Below are 16132 nucleotides of genomic sequence, written 5' to 3'. Positions count from 1 at the left end.
CTCTCAAGCAAAACGCCGGTTGTAGCGTGACAGCAGGAGCAGGCCCTTTTGCAGCAGGATGAAGGCAAAAAGCAGAAAGCCAATGAGGATCTTGGTCCACCAGCTCGACAGGGTGCCGTCGAAGGTGATGTAGGTCTGGATGAGGCCCTGGATGAGGATGCCGATCAGCGTGCCTCCGACAAAGCCGGCACCGCCGGTGAGCAACGTGCCGCCGATCACCACGGCGGCAATGGCATCCAGCTCCACCCCGACCGTTGCCAGCGAATAGCCGGCTGAGGTGTAGAGCGAGAAGACGATTCCCGAAAGACCTGCCAGGAAACCCGAGAGCGCGTAGATCAGAATGGTCGTGCGTGCCACCGGAACGCCCATCAGCGCTGCCGTCTGCACTCCGCCGCCCAGCGCATAGACGTTTGCGCCGAAACGCGTGCGGTGGGCGAGCAGCATGCCGACGGCAAAGACGACGAGCATAATGAATCCGATGCACGTCAACCTGCCGCCGCCGGGCAGAAGCAGGTAGAAATCGCTGAGCTGCGTGTAGAAGTCGTTGTTGATCGGAATGCTGTCGATCGAAACCACGAAGGCGATGCCGCGGGCCAGAAACATGCCGGCAAGCGTGACGATGAAGGGCGGCATTTGCAGATAGTGGATGGTCGCCCCCATCGCGGCGCCGAAGGTGCTGGTGATGACGAGCACGATCGTAAATGCGACCAGCGGATGGATCGACGTATCGCGCAGCACGACTGCCAGAAACACGCCGGTAAAGGCGATCACCGAGCCGATCGACAGATCGATACCGCCGGAAAGGATGACGAAGGTCATGCCGACGGCAGCGATACCGAGGAAAGCATTGTCAGTGAAGAGGTTGCCGACGACACGGGTCGACAGGATGGTCGGATACTGGACCGCGCAGAGCGCGTAGGCCAGGATGAAGATGATGATGGTGGCCAGCAAGGGCAGGTATTTTGAGTTCACTTGGCCGGCTCCCTCTGGCTATCGGGCTTGGGCATATCGACCTGCCGCTCCGGGCGGCGGGTGAAGAAAATACCGACGGATTTCAGAGATGGCGACTGGATGACGAGGATGACGATCACGATGACCGCCTTGATCACCAGATTGAACTCCGGCGGAAACCCCGACAGCAGAATGCCGGTATTGACGGACTGGATGATCATGGCGCCCAGCAGCGAGCCGACGATGCTGAACCGGCCACCCAGAAGCGAGTTTCCACCGACGACCACAGCAAGAATCGCATCGAGCTCCAGCCAGAGGCCGGCGTTGTTCGCATCGGCACCCTTGATGTCCGCAGCGACGACGACGCCTGCGACCGAGGCGCAAAGGCCGCTCAGCGCATAGACAGCCATCAGCAGCACCGGTGTCTGGATGCCCGACAGCGTGCTTGCCCGCCTGTTGATGCCGATGGCCTCGACCAGCATGCCGAGAGCTGTCCGACGCACCAGCAGCGTGATGGCGATGCCGGCGACGATCCAGATGACGACCGGCATCGGCAGGGCTGCGACCGAGCCGCTGCCGAAGAAGATCAGACCGTCATTGTTGAAGGTCATGATGACGCCTTCGGTCACCAGCTGAGCGATACCACGGCCCGCCACCATCAGCACCAGGGTGGCAATGATCGGCTGTATGTCGAGGACGGCCACGAGGAAGCCATTCCAGATGCCGCAAAGCACGCCTGTACCGAGCGCCAGCACCAGCGTGTAGCCGACGGAATTGCCAGAGACGATCGAGGATGCCGCGACCGCGCCGCAGATGGCGATGACAGCACCGACCGACAGATCGATGCCTTTTGTCGCAATCACCAGCGTCATGCCAATTGCCAACAGCGCCACCGGTGCGCCGCGATTGAGGACGTCGATCAGGCTTCCGTAAAGCCTCTCATTCTGAATTTCCAGATTAAAGAACTGCGGGAACATGATGAAATTCAATAGAAGAATGAGAGCGAGTGCGATCAGCTGCGGAGCCAGCCTGATCAGCAGCGGCTTGAATGCGGAAGTCATGCATCCACCTTTTTGCTGGATGTGCCGGCAATTGCCTCGACGATGCGGTTGGCCGAGATTTCGGCGCCGGTCAGTTCGGCGATGTGTTCGCGGTCGCGCAAGACGACGACGCGCGAGCTGTAGGCGACGAGTTCGTCGAGCTCGGACGAGATGACGATTAGCGACATACCTTGGGCGCAGAGATCCTCGATGAGATGGATGATCTCGGCATGCGCGCCTACATCGATGCCGCGCGTCGGCTCGTCGAGTATGAGGAAGCTCGGGTTGGTCGCCAGCCAACGGGCAAGGATGGCCTTCTGCTGGTTGCCGCCAGACAGAAGCCGGATGGGCTTTTCGCGGTCGGTCGTGCGGATATCGAGGGCCTTGATGTAGCGGTCGGCGATGGCGTTCTGTTCGCTGCGCGCCAGAGGCCGCGCCCAGCCGCGACGTGCCTGCAGCGCCACGACGATATTTTCGCGGATCGACAGGTCGCCGATGATGCCATCGGTCTTGCGGTCTTCCGGGCAAAAGCCGAAGCCGCTCTTGATGGCAGCGCGTGGCGTGGACAGCGCCAAGGGCTTGCCGTCTGAAGTTGCCTCGCCGCTATCGGCCCGTTCGACGCCGAACATGACCTCCGCCGTCTCCGTCCGGCCAGAGCCGAGCAGGCCGGCAACGCCGACCACTTCGCCGGCGCGAACATCGAGATCGAACGGCATGATCTTGCCGCGCTTGCCAAAATTCCTGAACTGGAACTTGACCGGCCCGGCAGCGTCCTGATCCATCCGGACGGCAGCCTCGGCTGCGGCCAGCTCACGGCCAAGCATCATCTCGATCAGCGCCTGGCGCTCCAGTCCCTCGCGGTCACGTGTACCGACCAGCTTGCCGTTGCGAAGAACAGTGATGCGGTCGCTGATCTCGAAGACCTGTTCGAGAAAATGCGTAATGAATATAATGCCTAGGCCACGAGTCCTCAGGTTCTTGATGATGCCGAAAAGCATCGCGACTTCCTGGGTGTCGAGACTGGCGGTCGGCTCGTCGAGGATCAACACCTTGCCGGAAAGATCGACGGCGCGGGCAATGGCGATGACCTGCTGGATGGCGACCGAGAAGCGGTCGAGCTGCCGGCCGACATCGAGATCAATGCCGTATTGCGCCAGCAGCGTGCGGGCCTGCTCGTTCATCTTGCGGGTGCTGACCATGCCGAACTTGCGCGGTTGACGCCCCAGAAACAGGTTTTCGGCGACGCTCAGGTTGGGCAGCAGGTTGACTTCCTGATACACGGTTCCGATCCCGAGCTTTTGCGCCGACAGCGTGTCGTGCGGCTGGATTTCAGCGCCATCGAGAACGAGGGTGCCGGCATCGGGACGGTAAGCGCCGGTCATGCATTTGATCAACGTGGATTTGCCTGCGCCGTTTTCGCCGAGCAGCGCATGCACTTCGCCGCGTCGCAATGTGAAATTGACGTGATCGAGGGCGGTTGAGCCGGGGAAATATTTGCAGAAATCGGTGGCCGCGAGAATGTTCTCGAAATCGTGAGCCATGGAAGGATATGTTTCCTGATATTGAGCGTTCAGGCCACGGCGGCGGACATGATGTCCGATACGATGCCAAGGCTGTTCCGCACCGGCCCATGATGGGCCGGTGCGGTTCTATGGTTCAAATCAGTAGCCGAGGCCCTTTTTGGCTTCGTAGACCTTCTGCGGGTCGTCAGCCTGCGTGTAGAGCTTGGAGTCTGTCTGGATCCACTTCTTTGGCTCTTTCTTGTCCTTCAGGTAGGCTTCGAGAGCGTCGAAGGCTGGTCCCGCCATGTTCGGCGTCAGCTCGACCGTGGCATTGGCTTCGCCGGCTGCCATTGCCTTGAACAGATCCGGCACCGAGTCGATCGACACTGTGAGGATGTCCTTGCCTGGCTTCAGGCCGGCTTCCTTGATTGCCTGGATAGCGCCGACAGCCATGTCGTCGTTGTGTGCGTAGACGGCGCAGATGTCCTTGCCGCCATTTTCGGCCTTCAGGAAGCTTTCCATGACTTCCTTGCCCTTGGAACGGGTAAAGTCGCCAGTCTGGCTGCGAACGATCTTGAGGTTGTCATGGCCGGCAATGGCTTGCTCGAAGCCCTTCTTGCGGGCGATGGCAGGCGATGAACCTGTGGTGCCCTGAAGCTCGACGATATCACACTTCTTCGTGCCGACCGTCTTTACCAGCCAGTCGCCGGCAACCTTGCCTTCGTAAACCTGGTCGGAGGTAACGGCAGTCAGGTACAGGTCCTTGGGTGCGTCAATGTCACGGTCGAGCAGGATGACCGGGATCTTGGCTTCCTTGGCTTCCTTCAGGACAGCGTCCCAGCCTGTTGCAACGATCGGTGCGATCAGGATGGCATCGACGCCCTGGGCGATGAAGGAACGGATGGCCTTGATCTGGTTTTCCTGCTTCTGCTGTGCATCGGCGAACTTCAGATCGATGCCGCGCTTCTTGGCTTCGTTCTTCGTCAGCGTCGTCTCGGCGGCGCGCCAGCCCGATTCGGAGCCGATCTGCGAGAAGCCGACAACCAATGGCTTGGCGTAGGCCGAATTAAACATGCAGGCAGCAAGAATCGTTGCACTCGCGAGTGCGGTATTCAATCTCATGATTTCCTCCCATTGGGCCGCCTCCACGCGGCCAACGTCAAAAAATCATATAGTAATACTTTTGTAAATGCGGATAGTGTGACGCACTGCAGCAAAAAGGGCGCCAAATCGGCGCCCTTTCTGTTAGCTCATTGGAATATACTGTTCACTTCGGCAGTTTATCATCGACGCCTTCGACGTAAAAGTTCATGCCCAGCAGGGTGCCGTCGTCGGCCTTCTCGCCAGCCTTGAGCCAAGGCGTACCGTCCTGCTTGTTGATCGGGCCGGTGAACGGTGCAAGTTCGCCGGACTTGATCTTGGCTTCGGTGTCTTCGGCCATCTTCTTTACGTCGTCAGGCATGTTCGTAAAGGGCGCCATGGTGAGGTTGCCGGCCTTCAGTCCGTCGAAGGACTGCTCGGACTTCCAGGTGCCGTCCATCAGCGCCTTGACGCGCTTGATGTAGTACGGACCCCAGGTGTCTTCGATCGCCGTCAGCTGTACCTTGGGGCCGGCCTTGATCATGTCCGAGGACTGACCGAAAGCATAGACGCCGCGCTGTTCGGCGACCTGCATCGGTGCCGTGGTATCGGTGTGCTGGGTCAGCACGTCAACGCCCTGGTCGATCAGCGCCTTCGCCGCATCGGCTTCCTTGCCCGGGTCGAACCAGGTGTTGATCCAGATGACCTTCATCTTGAAATTCGGGTTGACCGACTTGGCGCCCTGCTCGAAGGCGTTGATGCCCATGACGACTTCCGGAACCGGGAAGGTTGCGATGTATCCGGCGATACCCTTCTTCGACATCTTGCCGGCGATCTGACCGTTGATGTAGCGGCCTTCGTAGAAGCGCGAATTGTAGGTCGCGAGGTTGTCGGCAGCCTTGAATCCGGTCGCGTGTTCAAACTTGACCTTCGGGAACTTCTTGGCAACCGCGACCGTGGAGTCCATGAAGCCGAACGACGTCGTGAAGACGATCGAGCAATTCGAACGGGCCATGCGCTCGATGGCGCGCTCGGAGTCCGGGCCTTCGGCAACGTTTTCGAGGTAGGCGGTCTCGACCTTGCTGCCGAATTCCTTTTCGACCGCAAGGCGGCCCATGTCGTGGGCCTGCGACCAGCCGCCGTCGGTGTGGGAACCGACATAGACGAAGCAGACCTTGGTCTTGCCTGCCGCTTCGGCCGCCGAGCCGAAACCGATGATCACGGCGGCGGTCGCTGCCAGTGCAATTGCAATTTTTTTCATAAGAACCCCTGTTGTTTGTAAAGTTGGCGAGAGCCCGTCTTCTGGCATTTTATCACCGGTCCGGCACGAAGGATTTGCCGAGCGATGCCGGCGTATTGATGAGAGTCATACGCCGATTTTGAGAAATGATGATAAGCACGATCACTGTCGCCGCATAGGGAAGCATCGACAGAAACTGGGCTGGAATACCGATGCCGAATGCCTGGGCATGGAGTTGCAGGATCGTCACCGCCCCGAACAGATATCCGCCCGCCAATATGCGCCACGGACGCCAGGACGAGAACACCACCAGCGCCAAGGCAATCCAGCCACGGCCGCCGGACATGTTCTCCGTCCATTGCGGCGTGTAGATCAGCGACAGCTGCGCGCCGGCCAGACCGGCGCAGGCGCCGCCGAACATCACGGCCAGATAGCGCGTCCTGATGACAGGAATGCCGAGGGCATGGGCCGATCCGTGGCTGTCACCGATCGCGCGCAGTTTGAGCCCCGCCCGGCTGCGGAACAGGAACCAGTTGACGGCGATGACGAGCGCGATGGACAGGTAGAAGACGATGTCCTGCTTGAACAGCACGGTGCCGATGTAGGGTATCTGCGACAGCAGCGGGATCTCTATCGGAAGCAGCCGGATACCGGGAACGCTGACATAGGACTCGCCGATCATCCCGGAGGCACCGAGGCCCATGATCGTCAGCGCCAGCCCCGTCGCCACCTGGTTTGCCACCAGCGTCAGGGTCAGGAAGCTGAACAGCAGAGAGAACAATGCGCCGCCGGCAATCCCTGCCAGCAGTCCGATATAGGCGGAGCCGCTCAGTTGTGCTGCGGCGAAGGCGCTGACGGAGCCGATGACCACCATGCCCTCGACGCCAAGATTGAGGACACCGGCGCGCTCCGCCACCAGTTCGCCGATGGCGGCAATGACGAGCGGCGTCGATGCGGTGATGATGGTCAGCAGGACGGCTTCGAAAAAGGTCATGATGCGGCTCCTGTCCGGCCCCGGACGCGCGACCAGACGATGCGCACCTTGTAGTAGATCAGCGTATCGCAGGAGAGCACGAAGAACAGCAGGAAGCCCTGGAAGACGCGCGTCACCTTGTCCGACACCCCGATCGACAACTGTGCCGCCTCGCCGCCGATGTAGGTGAGCGCCAGGACGAAGCCTGATGCAATGATGCCGAGCGGATTGAGCCTGCCGAGAAAGGCGACGATGATGGCCGTGAAGCCGTAGCTGGGCGAGATGTCAGGCTGCAGGTGGCCGATGGAGCCGGAAACTTCGGAGATCCCCGCAAGGCCCGCCAGAGCGCCCGAGAGGATGAAGCTAAACCACACCATCTTGCGCGGCGAGAAGCCGGCAAACCGCCCTGCCCGTTCGGATTGGCCGAGTACCACCACCTCGAAGCCCTTCAGGGTAAAGCGCATCATGAACCAGATCAGCACCGCCGCAACGATGGCGAATATCAGTCCCCAATGAGCCGTGACGATATCGTCCCAGATCGGCGGCAGCACCTGATCGGGTGTAAAGTCGCGCGTTCCGTAAAAGCCGTGGCCATCGGGATTGCGCCAGGGACCGCGCGTCAGCCAGTCGAGAAACAGCTGGGCGATGTAGGTGAGCATCAGGCTCGTGAGAATTTCGTTGGTGTTGAAATGCGTCTTCAGCAGTGCCGGGATCGTCGCGAACAGGGCGCCGCCGAGCGCGCCCATGACCAACATCATCGGCAGGACTAGCGGTGACTGCCAGTCGTAGAAATAAACCGGGATCATCGAGCCAACGATGGCACCGACGCTGTACTGGCCTTCCGCGCCAATGTTCCAGTTGTTCGAGCGGTAGCAGACAGACAGGCCAACGGCGATCAGGATCAGCGGTGCGGCCTTCTTGGCAAGCTCGTTGAGCGACCAAGGATCGAACAGCGGTTCCACCACCAACGCATAGAGCGAACCGAGCGGGTCCTTGCCGAGGAGCAGGAACATGATGCCGCCGGCAACCAAGGTGAGCAGCAGGGCCAGAAGCGGCGACAACAGGCCGAACAGCCTCGAGACTTCGCCGCGCTTCTCGAGTTCAATGCGCATGGGCAGGCTCCGCCTCTGTCGACACGCCGTGGGTGCCGCCCATCAACAAGCCTATTTTTTCACGTGTCATCTCGCCGGCCGGATAGGATGGGGACAGACGCCCGTCCGAAATGACGGCGATCTCCGTGGCGACCTCGAAGATTTCATCGAGGTCCTGGCTGATCACCAGTACCGCCGATCCGGCCTTGGCGAGATCGACCAAGGCCTGGCGGATACGGCTCGCAGCGCCGGCGTCGACACCCCAGGTGGGCTGGTTGACAACCAGCACGTCCGGCTGGCGGTCGAGCTCACGGCCGACGATGAATTTCTGCAGGTTGCCGCCGGAGAGCGAGCCGGCCATCGGGTCTTCACCGCTCTTGCGCACGTCCATAGCCTCGGAAATCCGCTTTGTCGCCAGCGTCACCGCAGCGCGGCGAATGATCTGCAACGCGCCTCCGCCGAGAAACGCCTTGCGGTCGGACTGGCTGCGGGCCAGCACCAGATTGTCGGAAAGGCTTAGGGTCGTGACGGCAGCGTGGCCGTGGCGCTCCTCGGGCACGAAACCGGCGCCGAGCAGGCGGCGGGCGGTGATGCCCCTTGTCCCCACCGGCTCGCCGCGGACGAAAATCAGGTCGTCGGAGACCACCGGGAACTCGCCGGAGATGACGTCGAAAAGTTCGCCCTGGCCGTTGCCGGCGACCCCGGCGATTGCAAGGATTTCACCGGCGCGGACGCGGAGCGACACCTGGCTCAGCGAAATGGCAAACGGCGTGCGCGCGGCCACGGAAAGGCCTGCGATCTCGAGCTGGATCTCGCCTTTTTCGCCGCGATCGCCGTGCTTGATGCTGGCAACGTCGCTGCCGACCATCATGCGCGCCAGCGAGCCCGTCGTCTCCTGCCTCGGGTCGCAGGCGCCCGTGACGCGCCCATGGCGGAGCACCGTGGCACGGTCGCAGATACGCTGCACTTCTTCGAGGCGATGGCTGATGTAAAGCACCGAGCGACCTTCCGCGCGCAGCTTGAACAGCGTTTCGAACAACCGATCGGCCTCCTGCGGCGTCAGCACCGAGGTCGGTTCATCGAGAATGATCAGTTTCGGGTTCTGCAGCAGCGCCCGGACGATCTCGATCCTCTGGCGTTCGCCCACGGAGAGATCGGCAACATGGGCATAGGGATCGAGCGGCAAGCCATACGCCTCCGACAGGGCGGCGGCTTCCTCGGCGATCTTGGCAATCGGGATATTGTCGTCCAGCGACAGCGCGATGTTCTCGGCCACAGTCAGTGCCTCGAACAAGGAAAAATGCTGGAATACCATGCCGATGCCGAGCCTGCGGGCGTCGCCCGGCGAAGGGATCGACACAGGCTTACCCTGCCAGACAATGTCGCCATCGCTGGGCTCCAGCACTCCGAACAGCATTTTGACGAGCGTCGACTTGCCAGCGCCGTTTTCCCCAAGCAGCGCATGGATTTCGCCGGGCTGGATGTCGAGATCGATTTCGTTGCAGGCAGCAAAACTGCCAAACAGTTTCGTCAGCTTTCGGACCGACAGTAACGCGCCGTTCGGCGACGCATCGGATGACGACACGGATTCCTCATTTCTCTGCAGCCCCGTCCTCTCAGGATCTTCTAGGCCTCAGCAGTCTCGTTCCACTCTGTTTTCATGCAACCGCAAGCATCAGCCCCGGCGACGTCCGGTTGATATTGATACCGACTTTGTTGCTTTGCACAACAGCAAATAATGGCTTGTAGCTCATCCTGTGGATGAACTTCCCGTCAGCGGCGACCGAGTGACGGAAAGAACTGCAACACAGCACCGATGCAATAGAGATAGATGCCGCTCAGGATGAACAGCACGAGCGCCCACTGGGGCATCACGAAGTCCCTCAGAAGCGAATATATACCGAGCGCCGACCACAGCAGGAACACGAACAGATTGAGCGGTCGCAGCCGCTTGACGCGCACCGGATGAAGAAAATTGATCGGCAGGAAAGTCAGCACCACGGAGAAACTGACGATGACCATGGCGGTCGTCGCGCCCGGCTGGATGACGAACAGCGTGAACACCACCATGTTCCAGACTACGGGGAAGCCGGAAAAGAAATACTCCTCCGTCTTCATGCCGGTGTCGGCGTAGTAGATCGCGCTGGAGACTACGATCATGCCGGCAGCGGCAAAAGAAAGCGGCTCGCCGATCATGCCGCTCTCGTAGAGCGCAAAGGCCGGCAACAGGACATAGGTCACATAGTCGATGATGTTGTCGAGCGTATCGCCCGACCAGTTCGGCAGGACTTCCTTGACGCGCACCTTTCTGGCGATCGGGCCGTCGATACCGTCCACCAGCAGTGCCAGGCCGAGCCACCAGAACATCACAACGAAGCGATGTTCCGCCGCCGCGACGACGCCGAGGAACGCCAGAAACGAGCCGGAGGCTGTCAGGATATGGACGGAGAACGCACGGATCTCCGCATAAGGCACCCGCCTGTACTTAAAGATTTTCATGCGTCCCCGTATCGCCACCCTATCAGCCTGTCCCGGCAGGCGTGTTTTGCCCAATATGCATCCTTTGTTCAACGCTGCCAGCGCAAAAGCACAATTAATAACCGTTGTGCCCGCTGATTTTCGCTACCTGCGCCATTTCATCCCATGGATTTCACCGGTGCGACAGACTAACTCTGAAGGCTGGAACACGAGGACGGTACCTATGGAGCAGATGGATATCACGATTGTCGGGGGTGGCCCTGCCGGGATGATCGCCGCCATTGCGCTTGCCCGCGGTGGGCGGCGGGTTGCCTTCGTCGCGCCGGCGCCGGCTAAAACCGACCGACGCACCACGGCCTTGATGGACCAGTCGATTCGCTTTCTGGAGCGGCTCGGCGTGTGGCAGGAGATTGCACCGTCCACCGCTGCCTTGACGACCATGCAGATCATCGACGGCACCACTCGTCTCCTGCGCGCACCGACCGTCGCCTTTCATTCAGCCGAGATCGGCCTCGAAGCGTTCGGGTACAATATGCCCAACTCGGTGTTGCTGGCCGCGCTTGCCAAGGCTGTCAGTGAGGAACGCAACATTGCGTCGATAGAGGCCACAGCCGCTGGCATCGACATCCGCGATGAGGGTGTCATCGTGACGCTCGACACCGGCGAGACCGTGCGATCCGATTTCGTCGTCGGCGCCGATGGCCGGAGTTCGATGGTGAGAGAAGCTGCCGACATCTCGGTAAAGGCCTGGTCCTACCCGCAGTCCGCGATGGTGCTGAATTTCGAGCACTCCCTTCCCCATCGGAACGTCTCGACCGAATTCCACACCGAGAGCGGGCCATTCACGCAAGTGCCCCTTCCCGGCAACCGATCGAGCCTTGTCTGGGTCCAGAAGCCGGACGAGGCTGCGCGCAATGCAGCCAGGACGCCTGAAGATCTTAGCGTCCTCGTCGAGGAACGGATGCAATCGCTGCTGGGCAAGGTAACGGTCGCGGACGGCGTGCAGGTATGGCCACTTTCAGGGATGACCGCTGCGCATTTCGGCAAGGGCCGCGCAGCGCTTATCGGCGAAGCCGCCCATGTGTTTCCGCCCATCGGCGCGCAGGGCCTCAACCTCAGCCTGCGCGATATCATGGCGCTCGCCGACATTCTTTGCGACAATCCGCAGCAGGCTATCTCTGCGCTTTCGGGTGACCGCTTCGACCGCAAGCGGCGTGCCGACATCCTTAGCCGGACGGCAAGCGTCGATTTGCTGAACCGGTCGCTGCTGTCGGATTTTCTTCCGGTGCAAGTGCTTCGCGCAGCCGGATTGCACGTGCTCGCCTCGCTGACTCCACTGCGCAACATCGTTATGCGCGAAGGGATCGAGCCCGGCAAAGGGTTGCGCTTTATCCCCTCGTTCCTAATGGAAAAGCTGCGCCGGCAGGCTTCCTGAGCGGATCACGTAGAGTATTGCCGAGACCGATACGATAGAGGCTGCCGTGCTGATAAGGATGGTCGCCGATGCTCGCTCCTGCCAGACACCATATTGCTGGCTCATGACGAAGACGTTGGTGGCCGTCGGCAACGCGGCGAGCAGCACCGCGGAATAGATCCAGATCGGCTCGATGCCGCCGACCGCCTCCAGTGCCAGGTATACGACAAGCGGGTGAAGAATGAGCTTGGCCGGCACGATGTAGCCGATCTCTGCCGGAATACGTCGCAGTGGCCGCAACGCCAGGGTGACACCCATCGCAAACAGGGCGCAAGGCGCTGCAGCCTGCGCGAGATAGTCGACGAAGCGGCGGAACGCCAATGGCTGATCCATAGCCGTCGCGGCAGCGACAAACCCTAGCGCCGTGGACAGGATAAAGGGGTGCAGCAGGACCTTTCGTGCGACGTCGAAAGCAAGACGCCGCTTCGTTCTATCGTCCTTCCCCTCGATTGCCATCAGCGCCGGCGCGACGATGAAATGCAGCGCATTTTCCAGGCAGACGATCAGTGCCACCGGGACGGCAGCCTTCTCGCCAAGGGCCAGCAGCGCCAAGGCAGGCCCCATATAGCCGATATTGCCATAGGCACCGGCGAAGGCCTGCATCGTACTTTCCGGCAGCGAGTTCCGTCGCACGAAACGCCCGACTAAAAGAAGCATAACAAAGATTGAGTAGGTCGCAGCCAGATCGGTGCCGATGAATCCCAGGCGCGTCAATTGTTCGATCGGCGTCTGCGACACCAGTTTGAAGAAAAGCGCCGGGAGCGCGGCATAAACGATGAAGGTGTTGAGCCAGCCAAGCGCCTCGGCCGGCTGCTTCGTGATGCGCGCCGCAATCGCGCCGATCAGGATCAGGCCGAAAAACGGTAAAAGCAGACCGACAATGTCAGCCATCAGGCATTTCCGATTCGAAAAGCGGGAGAATATTAGTTCGCCTTGCTACCCGATTTGCATGAGGATGGGAAAGGTCTGCTGGAACCAGATTGCGGCTTGACTGACAAAACCGAACATGAAGGCCAGCCCGGTCAGCACCAGGAAAGCTCCCATCACCTTTTCGACCAGGCCGAGATGACGACGGAAGCGTGCCAGAAAGCCCATAAAGGCGCCGGAAAATCCTGCGGCAATCCAGAATGGCACGGCAAGGCCTAGCGAATAGACGGCAAGTAGCCCTGCTCCGGCACCGACTGTTTCGCGCGAGGCGGCAACTCCGAGGATGGCGCCGAGCACCGGGCCGATACATGGCGTCCAGCCGAAGGCGAAGGCCAGACCCATGACATAGGCGCCGGTCCAGGTCGCAGGCTTGCCGCCCCCCTGGAACCGCGCCTCCCGCGACAGCAGGCCGAACCGCAGGATGCCCAGGAAATTCAGGCCCATGACGATAATGATGAAGCCACCGACCTGGGCCAGCAGATCAAGATGCTGACGCAGCATCAGGCCGACAGTCGAGGCCCCGGCGCCGAGGGCCACGAAGACGGTGGAAAAACCCAGCGTGAAAAACAGCGCCGACAGCAACACGCCGCCGCGCACCTGCGACTTATCCGTGACAACCGCACCGCCGCCACGAAACTGCTCGACCGAGATGCCCGCCATGTAGCAGAGGTACGGCGGCACCAGCGGCAGGACGCAAGGCGACAGGAAGGACAACGCACCAGCCAGCAGAGCACTGAGCAGCGAAATATCGGCAATCGACACGAAACACTCCAGATCCAGCGAGATCGCTTACCTATCGCTGGCATTACCCCAAAGCCAATCACCTTTTGAGGACGGGAAAAGAAAACCGGTTTGTGCGACGAAAAAGCACGATTTTCCGGGTTGACCGCATCGGGACGTCTGCCTATGTTCCGCGCACTTCCGGCAGGGTCGTTTCAGAGACCCAAGGCCAACGGTGGGGCGGGTAGCTCAGCTGGTAGAGCATTCGACTTTTAATCGAATGGTCATGGGTTCGAGTCCCATCCCGCCCACCACCCCAGCAAATTTACATTCCGAGAAGTGGCACTTCGCTTGGCCGCCGAAACAAGTGATGAAGCGATCTATCGATCCTGCTTGATCGCCGCAATCGATCTCCGAGTCGGTCACGCGAGGTGTCGCTGCATCGGCGTTGGCGATGTAACAAATATATTCGGCTACAGAGTTGAATAAACGCATTTTATTCGCCCGGCTCCTGGAACAAATCTGCGTGAAGTGCATTCTATGTGGGATTTTACTTAACCGGAGAGAATATTATGCAAGACGCACAAATTGGTTGGATCGCAGCGATTGTTATCGGTGGCCTCGCAGGCTGGCTGGCCGAAATGTTCATGAAGAGCAACACCGGCATTATCATGAACATCATTCTGGGTATCGTCGGCGCAATCGTCGCGAACTTTATCCTCGGCGCACTTCACATCAGCCTCGGCACCGGCTGGATCGCATACTTGATTGCCGGCTTCATCGGCGCATGCATTCTGATCGCTGTTGGACGTCTTATTCGCCGCTAATCTGACGCACTTCGTTTTGTGGGGAGAACGAAATGACGGAAATATCGCTCGCTTCAACCAACCGCAAAGTCACCAGAGGTCGCCCTTACAGTGTCGGTGAGTTTGCAGAGAAGTACAGTCTCGAAGCAGAAGAGGCGGAACGCCTCTTCACCAAGTTCGGTCCTTCTTCCACGGAACTGGACCTGCTGATGGCAGCCAAGAGACGGCCGCCGGCTACCGATACGACGGTAGATCGCTAAGGGATTGAACGTATAGCGTTTTGCGTCCTAGAAAGGGCCGTGCGTTCGTCGCACGGCCCTTTGCTGTGCGGTTACGCCAGCATCAGCCGACGAATGCCCTTTCGATGACGAATTCGCCCGGCTTGTTGTTGGCGCCTTCGTCGAGACCGGCCCTCTCCAGAATTTCCTTCGTCTCTTTCAACATCTCCGAAGATCCGCAAATCATACCGCGGTCGATGGCGCGATCGATGGGCGGCACGCCGAGGTCGGTGAATAGCTTGCCGGAAGAAATGAGATCCGTTATCCGGCCGCGATACTCGAAATCTTCGCGCGTGACGGTCGCGTAGTGGCGAAGCTTCGACCCGACGATCTCGCTCAGCAACTCGTCGTGTTGAATCTCATGGACGAGATCGAAGCCGTATTTCAGCTCCGAGATTTCGCGGCAGGTGTGCGTCAGGATGACTTCGTCGAACTTTTCGTAGGTCTCGGGATCGCGGATGAGGCTCGCGAACGGCGCGATGCCGGTACCGGTGGAAAACATGTAGAGGCGTTTTCCGGGGGTGAGCGCGTCCAGCACCAGCGTGCCCGTTGGCTTCTTGCGCATGAGCACCTGGTCGCCCGGCTTAATGCCCTGCAGGTGCGACGTCAGGGGACCGTCCGGTACCTTGATGGAGAAGAATTCGAGTTCGTCGGCCCAAGCAGGGCTGGCGATCGAATAGGCCCGGTAAATCGGCTTGCCGTTGACCATCAGACCGATCATCGCAAACTCGCCGGAGCGAAAGCGGAAGCCCTGCGGCCTCGTCATGGTGAAGCGGAACAGGCGATCGGTGTAGTGAGTGACACTCAAAACCGTCTCGGCGAAGACGCCGGCGGGTACGGTTGAGGCAAATTCATCTGTCGTCGTGGGGGCGTTCATGCGATTTCAGATCCCATAATGCGTGTGCGACTTCTATCGATCGCAGGCTGATATTCCACAATGCCCGCAATTTGAAGGCATGCCGTTCCGCAATGCAGCGAGGAACGGAAATATGCACCTACTTGTCAGGTTTCAAGCCTGCAGGATACCGCGATACGGTGAACCGAGACCAATATCAGGCCGTCTTCGGCGAAATCCGGCGCCAGCTGTAGCCCTGCCCTGCCTCTGCCGGCTGGGCCGTGGGCTGGTAGTGGTACTGGATCCCGGGCAGCCTGTTTTCCGAGAGGCGCTTCAAGGCAGTCGCATTCGTCACGGCAAAGCTGTCGAAGCCGCAACGCAGCATCAGCGGCACCTGGTCGATCAGCACGTCTCCGATGGCGCGAACCTCGCCGGCGTAACCCAGTCGCTGGCGAAGCAGCGAGGCCTGGCTGAAGCCACGGCCATCGTTGAACGCCGGAAACGATACCGCAACGATGTCCAGACGATCGAGATACGGCTCCAGCCGCAGGACGTCATCGGCAGGCTTCAGCAGCACGCCGAGACCGACGTCATTGCTTTCCTCTGCCCGTGCCACCAGGGTGTCGATATCGAGCAACCGGGTCTGGCTTTCCGTCGCTTGGACTTCTTCGGTTTCGACGACCCAGGGATCGTTGTCGACAAAGCCGGTCTCTTTCCAGATACGTGTCATGGTCATC

At 60.2% G+C, this 16132-nt stretch carries 16 protein-coding genes and 1 tRNA gene; 4 read left to right on the top strand and 13 right to left on the bottom strand.

What is annotated here, in order from left to right; all coding sequences use genetic code 11:
* Nucleotides 1-3: 3 nt before the first annotated feature.
* The 9 genes from yjfF to pcsA form a co-directional block, all read right to left on the bottom strand.
* A complete protein-coding gene (gene yjfF, locus PR017_RS06460) occupies nucleotides 4-972 on the bottom strand; it encodes a galactofuranose ABC transporter, permease protein YjfF (RefSeq protein ID WP_111215612.1) in 969 nt (322 codons plus the stop codon).
* A complete protein-coding gene (locus PR017_RS06455) occupies nucleotides 969-2012 on the bottom strand; it encodes an ABC transporter permease (RefSeq protein WP_111215610.1) in 1044 nt (347 codons plus the stop codon). Before PR017_RS06455 ends, yjfF begins: the two co-directional genes overlap by 4 nt.
* On the bottom strand, nucleotides 2009-3532 hold the full coding sequence (ytfR, locus tag PR017_RS06450) for a galactofuranose ABC transporter, ATP-binding protein YtfR (RefSeq protein WP_111215608.1): 1524 nt from the start codon (nucleotides 3530-3532) through the stop codon (nucleotides 2009-2011). Before ytfR ends, PR017_RS06455 begins: the two co-directional genes overlap by 4 nt.
* A gap of 120 nt (nucleotides 3533-3652) precedes the next feature.
* Nucleotides 3653-4615, bottom strand: coding sequence for a galactofuranose ABC transporter, galactofuranose-binding protein YtfQ (gene ytfQ / locus PR017_RS06445; RefSeq protein WP_111215606.1), 963 nt, complete (start codon nucleotides 4613-4615; stop codon nucleotides 3653-3655).
* Between the two features lie 145 nt (nucleotides 4616-4760).
* The gene (locus PR017_RS06440; RefSeq protein ID WP_111215604.1) at nucleotides 4761-5834 is read right to left on the bottom strand and encodes a BMP family ABC transporter substrate-binding protein; all 1074 of its coding nucleotides are present in this window, start codon (nucleotides 5832-5834) and stop codon (nucleotides 4761-4763) included.
* A gap of 52 nt (nucleotides 5835-5886) precedes the next feature.
* On the bottom strand, nucleotides 5887-6807 hold the full coding sequence (locus PR017_RS06435) for an ABC transporter permease (protein WP_111215602.1): 921 nt from the start codon (nucleotides 6805-6807) through the stop codon (nucleotides 5887-5889).
* Nucleotides 6804-7898, bottom strand: coding sequence for an ABC transporter permease (locus tag PR017_RS06430; protein WP_111215601.1), 1095 nt, complete (start codon nucleotides 7896-7898; stop codon nucleotides 6804-6806). The genes PR017_RS06435 and PR017_RS06430 overlap by 4 nt, the downstream gene beginning before the upstream one ends.
* Nucleotides 7888-9462: an ABC transporter ATP-binding protein gene (locus PR017_RS06425; RefSeq protein WP_111215599.1), complete on the bottom strand. Its 1575-nt coding sequence runs from the start codon at nucleotides 9460-9462 to the stop codon at nucleotides 7888-7890. The genes PR017_RS06430 and PR017_RS06425 overlap by 11 nt, the downstream gene beginning before the upstream one ends.
* Before the next feature lie 188 nt (nucleotides 9463-9650).
* The gene (gene pcsA, locus PR017_RS06420) at nucleotides 9651-10376 is read right to left on the bottom strand and encodes a phosphatidylcholine synthase (protein WP_111215597.1); all 726 of its coding nucleotides are present in this window, start codon (nucleotides 10374-10376) and stop codon (nucleotides 9651-9653) included.
* 202 nt (nucleotides 10377-10578) lie between these two features.
* Between pcsA and PR017_RS06415 the strand changes: the two genes are divergently transcribed.
* Nucleotides 10579-11790 carry a UbiH/UbiF family hydroxylase gene (locus tag PR017_RS06415; protein WP_111215595.1) on the top strand — a complete coding sequence of 404 codons (1212 nt, stop codon included), beginning with the start codon at nucleotides 10579-10581 and terminating at the stop codon, nucleotides 11788-11790.
* On the opposite strand, the gene PR017_RS06410 is transcribed toward PR017_RS06415, so the two are convergent.
* Nucleotides 11758-12720: an AEC family transporter gene (locus PR017_RS06410; protein WP_111215593.1), complete on the bottom strand. Its 963-nt coding sequence runs from the start codon at nucleotides 12718-12720 to the stop codon at nucleotides 11758-11760. The genes PR017_RS06415 and PR017_RS06410 overlap by 33 nt on opposite strands.
* A 45-nt stretch (nucleotides 12721-12765) precedes the next feature.
* Nucleotides 12766-13518, bottom strand: coding sequence for a cytochrome c biogenesis CcdA family protein (locus PR017_RS06405; RefSeq protein ID WP_111215591.1), 753 nt, complete (start codon nucleotides 13516-13518; stop codon nucleotides 12766-12768).
* A gap of 196 nt (nucleotides 13519-13714) precedes the next feature.
* Here PR017_RS06405 and PR017_RS06400 point away from each other — a divergent pair.
* From PR017_RS06400 to PR017_RS06390, 3 genes are all read left to right on the top strand, one after another.
* Nucleotides 13715-13790 (top strand) — tRNA-Lys (locus tag PR017_RS06400).
* Between the two features lie 258 nt (nucleotides 13791-14048).
* On the top strand, nucleotides 14049-14303 hold the full coding sequence (locus PR017_RS06395) for a GlsB/YeaQ/YmgE family stress response membrane protein (RefSeq protein WP_111215590.1): 255 nt from the start codon (nucleotides 14049-14051) through the stop codon (nucleotides 14301-14303).
* Between the two features lie 32 nt (nucleotides 14304-14335).
* A complete protein-coding gene (locus PR017_RS06390; protein ID WP_111215588.1) occupies nucleotides 14336-14542 on the top strand; it encodes a hypothetical protein in 207 nt (68 codons plus the stop codon).
* A gap of 82 nt (nucleotides 14543-14624) precedes the next feature.
* Here the strand turns inward: PR017_RS06390 and PR017_RS06385 are convergent, their stop codons facing one another.
* A complete protein-coding gene (locus PR017_RS06385; protein WP_111215586.1) occupies nucleotides 14625-15437 on the bottom strand; it encodes a ferredoxin--NADP reductase in 813 nt (270 codons plus the stop codon).
* 175 nt (nucleotides 15438-15612) lie between these two features.
* On the bottom strand, nucleotides 15613-16125 hold the full coding sequence (locus PR017_RS06380) for a DUF934 domain-containing protein (protein ID WP_111215771.1): 513 nt from the start codon (nucleotides 16123-16125) through the stop codon (nucleotides 15613-15615).
* Nucleotides 16126-16132: the final 7 nt, after the last annotated feature.

The organism is Rhizobium tumorigenes, assembly GCF_003240565.2.
Taxonomy (GTDB): Bacteria; Pseudomonadota; Alphaproteobacteria; order Rhizobiales; family Rhizobiaceae; genus Rhizobium; species Rhizobium tumorigenes.
This window is presented reverse-complemented; position numbering and strand designations above follow the sequence as displayed.

Coding starts and splice junctions, on each gene's coding strand:
- PR017_RS06455 (WP_111215610.1), bottom strand. CDS start 2,012: ATGACTTCCGCATTCAAGCCGCTGCTGATCAGGCTGGCTCCGCAGCTG.
- ytfR (WP_111215608.1), bottom strand. CDS start 3,532: ATGGCTCACGATTTCGAGAACATTCTCGCGGCCACCGATTTCTGCAAA.
- ytfQ (WP_111215606.1), bottom strand. CDS start 4,615: ATGAGATTGAATACCGCACTCGCGAGTGCAACGATTCTTGCTGCCTGC.
- PR017_RS06440 (WP_111215604.1), bottom strand. CDS start 5,834: ATGAAAAAAATTGCAATTGCACTGGCAGCGACCGCCGCCGTGATCATC.
- PR017_RS06435 (WP_111215602.1), bottom strand. CDS start 6,807: ATGACCTTTTTCGAAGCCGTCCTGCTGACCATCATCACCGCATCGACG.
- PR017_RS06430 (WP_111215601.1), bottom strand. CDS start 7,898: ATGCGCATTGAACTCGAGAAGCGCGGCGAAGTCTCGAGGCTGTTCGGC.
- pcsA (WP_111215597.1), bottom strand. CDS start 10,376: ATGAAAATCTTTAAGTACAGGCGGGTGCCTTATGCGGAGATCCGTGCG.
- PR017_RS06415 (WP_111215595.1), top strand. CDS start 10,579: ATGGAGCAGATGGATATCACGATTGTCGGGGGTGGCCCTGCCGGGATG.
- PR017_RS06410 (WP_111215593.1), bottom strand. CDS start 12,720: ATGGCTGACATTGTCGGTCTGCTTTTACCGTTTTTCGGCCTGATCCTG.
- PR017_RS06395 (WP_111215590.1), top strand. CDS start 14,049: ATGCAAGACGCACAAATTGGTTGGATCGCAGCGATTGTTATCGGTGGC.
- PR017_RS06390 (WP_111215588.1), top strand. CDS start 14,336: ATGACGGAAATATCGCTCGCTTCAACCAACCGCAAAGTCACCAGAGGT.
- PR017_RS06385 (WP_111215586.1), bottom strand. CDS start 15,437: ATGAACGCCCCCACGACGACAGATGAATTTGCCTCAACCGTACCCGCC.
- PR017_RS06380 (WP_111215771.1), bottom strand. CDS start 16,125: ATGACACGTATCTGGAAAGAGACCGGCTTTGTCGACAACGATCCCTGG.